Origin of the sequence: Mesorhizobium sp. M7A.F.Ca.US.002.01.1.1, assembly GCF_004022955.1 — a bacterium.
Classification (GTDB): domain Bacteria; phylum Pseudomonadota; class Alphaproteobacteria; order Rhizobiales; family Rhizobiaceae; genus Mesorhizobium; species Mesorhizobium ciceri.
Genome location: NZ_RZQE01000482.1, coordinates 1 through 4,440, shown reverse-complemented (window position 1 = coordinate 4,440; position 4,440 = coordinate 1). Strand labels below are relative to the sequence as shown.

General features: G+C 63.5%; 4 protein-coding genes. All 4 read left to right on the top strand.

The window, feature by feature from the left end; genetic code table 11:
- Positions 1 to 969: class 1 fructose-bisphosphatase (locus EN932_RS30165; protein WP_128369294.1), on the top strand; the 969-nt coding region annotated here is incomplete at its 5' end.
- Positions 970 to 977: 8 nt separating this feature from the next.
- Complete coding sequence (locus tag EN932_RS30160; RefSeq protein ID WP_013532053.1) at positions 978 to 1,850, top strand: phosphoribulokinase; 873 nt, start codon at positions 978 to 980, stop codon at positions 1,848 to 1,850.
- A 10-nt stretch (positions 1,851 to 1,860) separates the two neighbouring features.
- Positions 1,861 to 3,873, top strand: a complete 2,013-nt coding sequence (tkt, locus tag EN932_RS30155) for a transketolase (protein ID WP_013532054.1) — start codon at positions 1,861 to 1,863, stop codon at positions 3,871 to 3,873.
- 11 nt (positions 3,874 to 3,884) lie between these two features.
- Positions 3,885 to 4,440, top strand: a 556-nt coding sequence (locus tag EN932_RS30150) for a class II fructose-bisphosphate aldolase (RefSeq protein WP_206618975.1), incomplete at its 3' end; no start/stop codon positions are given.

Here is a 4,440-nt window from a genome sequence, read left to right as displayed (position 1 = left end):
ACCGTTCGTCAGTTGACACAGGCCGCCATCAAGGTCCGCAACACCATCAACCAAGGGGTGCTCGGCGCCGCCTTTGCCGAGACCCGTGGCGCCAATGCCGACGGCGACGTCCAGAAGGATCTCGACGTCTTCTCCGACGACATCTTCCTCGACGCCATGCGCCGTGCGCCGGTGGCGCTTTACGCCTCCGAGGAGCTGGAGCAGCCAGTCCTGCTCGACAGGCAAGCGCCACTCGCCATTGCGATCGACCCGCTCGACGGCTCTTCCAACATCGACACCAACGTGTCGATCGGAACGATCTTCTCGCTCCTGACCGCAACTGGCGCGCCGGACGCTGATCCGGCCGCCTCTTTCTTGCAGGCGGGCGTGAACCAGCTAGGCGCCGGTTTCTTCATCTATGGGCCGCAGTTGGCACTCGTCCTGTCGCTCGGCAGCGGCACGCATGTCTTCGTCTTCTCGACAAGGCTCGGCACCTTCGTCCAGGCCTATGAAAGCCGGATCATTCCGCAACGCACTCAGGAGTTCGCCATCAACGCCGCCAACTACCGGCACTGGGACGAGGCTGTGCGGCTCTATGTCGACGACTGCCTGGAGGGCACCGAGGGACCGCGCGAGAAGGATTTCAACATGCGCTGGATCGCCTCTCTGGTCGCCGACTGTTACCGCATATTGATGCGCGGCGGCGTTTTTCTCTACCCCGGCGATCGGCGCAAGGGCTATGGTCAGGGACGGCTGCGCCTCGTCTACGAGGCCAACCCGATCGCCTATCTCATAGAGCAGGCTGGCGGTGCCGCCACCGACGCGATCACCCGCATCCTAGAAATCGAGCCGGAGAGCCTGCATCAGCGCGTGCCGATGATCTTCGGGTCGGCGCGGGAAGTCGCGCGCATCACGCGCTACCACACAGAGCCGAGCAACATCGGTGAGCGTGCGCCGCTGTTCAGCCGCCGCGGCCTGTTCAGAGCCTGAGCAGCACCATGTCAGCCAAGCACCCCATCATCACCATCACCGGGTCGTCGGGCGCCGGCACGACCTCGGTCAAGCGCATCTTCGAGCTGATTTTCCGGCGCGAGAACATCGAGGCCGCTTTCATCGAAGGCGACGCATTTCACCGCTACGACCGCGCGGCGATGAAGGCAAAGGTGGCCGAGGAGGAAAAGGCCGGCAACCCGAACTTCACCCATTTCAATGCCGCGGCCAACGAACTCGGAATTCTCGAAGAGGTGTTCGCGGAATATGGCCGCCGCGGAACCGGCAAGACCCGCACCTACATTCATGATGAGGAAGAGGAAAAGCAGCACGGCACGCCACCGGGAACCTTTACCGAATGGCGCGAATTCGCTCCCAGCGACCTGCTCTTCTACGAGGGGCTGCACGGCTGTGTCGTCACCGACACGATCAATCTGGCCAAGCATGCGGATCTCAAGATCGGCGTCGTGCCGGTCATCAATCTCGAATGGATCCAGAAGATCCATCGCGACCGTTCGACACGCGGCTATTCCACCGAGGCGGTGATGGACGTGATCCTGCGCCGGATGCCCGACTATGTCCGCTACATTGTCCCGCAATTCTCGCAGACCGCCATCAACTTCCAGCGCGTGCCGATCGTCGATACGTCCAACCCGTTCATCGCGCGCTGGATTCCGACACCCGACGAATCGATGCTGGTTATCCGCTTCGCCAATCCGCGCGGCATCGATTTTCCGTATCTGCTGTCGATGATCCACGACTCGTTCATGTCGCGGCCAAATTCCATCGTGGTGCCAGGCAACAAGCTCGATCTTGCCATGCAGCTGATCCTGACGCCGCTCATCCTGCAATTGGTTGAACGCAAGAGCCGTGTGTCGTGAGGAGGATGCAATGACCAGCCAAACAGCACTGAAGCCCGTCACCACAACCGCTCCCGTCTCGGAGCGCGACATGGCGAACGCCATTCGCGCGCTGGCGATGGACAGCGTCCAAAAGGCGAATTCGGGTCATCCTGGCATGCCGATGGGCATGGCCGATGTCGCAACGGTGCTGTTCAACCGCTTCATCAATATCGATCCGTCGAGACCGGACTGGCCCGACCGTGACCGTTTCGTGCTTTCAGCCGGCCACGGCTCGATGCTGCAATACGCACTGCATCATCTGCTCGGCTACGAAGACATGCAGGTCGAGGAATTGCAGCGATTTCGGCAGCTGGGCAGCCGCACCGCCGGACATCCGGAATACGGCCATGCGCTTGGCGTGGAGACCACCACCGGACCGCTTGGACAGGGCATTTCCACGGCGGTCGGCATGGCGCTGGCGGAACGCATGCTTGCCGCCCGCTACGGTGCCGATCTGGTCGATCATCATACCTATGTGATTGCGGGCGACGGCTGCCTTCAGGAGGGAATCAGTCACGAGGCGATAGACCTCGCTGGTCACCTGAAGCTTTCCCGCCTGATTGTCTTCTGGGACGACAATGCGATTTCCATTGACGGGCCGACCTCCCTCTCCACGTCGATGGACCAGCCGGCGCGCTTCAAGGCCGCCGGCTGGGATGTCCAAAGTGTCGCCGGGCACGACATGGCAGCAGTCGCCGCGGCAATCGAGGCGGCGCGACGGTCGGATCGGCCATCGCTGATTGCCTGCCGCACAGTGATCGGCATGGGTGCCCCCAATCTCGGCGGTTCGGAAAAGACGCACGGCGCACCGCTGGGTGAAGCAGAGATCGCCGCGACACGCGAAAACATCGGCTGGGCCCACGCGCCGTTCGAGGTGCCGGATGATATCCTTTTCGCCTGGCGCGAGATTGCCGGTCGCGGCGAAGCGATGCGGCGCGCCTGGGAGCAGCGGCTTGCCGCCTCGCCGCGACGCGAGGCTTTTGAAAACGCCGTCGCCGCCGAACTGGCCGACACGGTCTTCGACGCGCTCGAAGCCTTTCGTCGCGAACATGTCGAGAAGGCAACCAAGGTGGCGACGCGAAAAGCCTCCGAAATGGCGCTGGAGGCCATCAACGGCGCAACGGAATTGACCGTCGGCGGCTCGGCCGATCTGACGCACTCGAATCTGACGATCACCAAGGGCATGAACCGCATTGCGCCGAGTGACTATGCCGGCCGCTACATTCACTACGGCATTCGTGAGCACGGCATGGCGGCCGCCATGAACGGCATCGCGCTGCATGGAGGTTTCGTGCCCTATGGCGGTACGTTCCTGTGCTTCGCCGATTATGCGCGCGGCGCGATGCGGCTCTCGGCGCTCATGGGCCAGCGCGTCATCTATGTGATGACACACGATTCCATCGGCCTCGGCGAGGACGGCCCGACGCACCAGCCGGTCGAGCACCTTGCGATGCTGCGTGCGACGCCTAATCTCAACGTCTTCCGTCCGGCGGATGTCATCGAAACGGCGGAGTGCTGGGAACTCGCGCTGAAGAGCAAGGATCGGCCGAGCGTCCTGGTGCTGTCGCGCCAGAACCTGCCGATGCTGCGTCGGTCGCACAGTGACGAGAACCGCTCCCGCCAAGGTGGCTACGTCCTGCGCGAACCAGCCGAGCACCGTGCCGTCACCCTGATCGCCACCGGCTCGGAGGTCGAGATCGCGGTTGCTGCCGCCGAAAGGCTGGAGACCGAGCATGGTGTCGCCGCCGCCGTCGTGTCGATGCCGTGCTGGGAGCTTTTCGAGGAGCAGGAAAGCGCCACCCGCAAGGCCGTCCTCGGCTCGGCGCCGCGCGTCGCGGTCGAAGCGGCAGCCCGGCTGGGCTGGGACCGCTGGATCGGCGAGACCGGCGCTTTCGTCGGCATGACCGGCTTCGGCGCCAGCGCCCCTGCCCCCGACCTCTACCGGCATTTCAACATCACGTCCGAAGCGGTTGCTGCAGCGGCGCTGAAGCTCATCATCTAGGAGGATTCACAATGGCTCGCATCACCCTTCGCCAGCTTCTCGACCATGCCGCCGAGCACGGCTACGGCGTACCGGCATTCAACATCAACAACATGGAACAGGGCCTCGCCATCATGGAAGCGGCCAAGGCCTGCGACGCGCCTGTCATCATCCAGGCTTCGCGTGGCGCCCGATCCTATGCCAACGACATCATGCTGGCCAAGATGATGGAGGCGCTGACCGAAATCCACCCAACCATCCCGCTATGCATCCATCAAGACCACGGCAACAGCGAGGCCACCTGCCTTTCCGCGATCCGCCACGGCTTCACCTCGGTGATGATGGACGGATCCTTGATGGCGGACGCCAAGACGCCGGCAAGCTACGACTACAACGTCGCCATAACCGAACGCGTCGCACGTATGGCGCATTGGGTCGGCGCTTCCGTCGAAGGCGAACTGGGCGTGCTCGGCTCGCTGGAAACCGGCCAAGGCGAGGCCGAGGATGGCCACGGCGCCGAGGGCGCGCTCTCCCACGACCAGCTCCTGACCGATCCCGATCAGGCGGTCGACTTCGTGACCGCAACCC

Bases quoted from the DNA above. Each gene is read 5' to 3' on its own strand.
- EN932_RS30160 (WP_013532053.1), top strand. From the start codon at position 978: ATGTCAGCCAAGCACCCCATCATCACCATCACCGGGTCGTCGGGCGCC.
- tkt (WP_013532054.1), top strand. From the start codon at position 1,861: ATGACCAGCCAAACAGCACTGAAGCCCGTCACCACAACCGCTCCCGTC.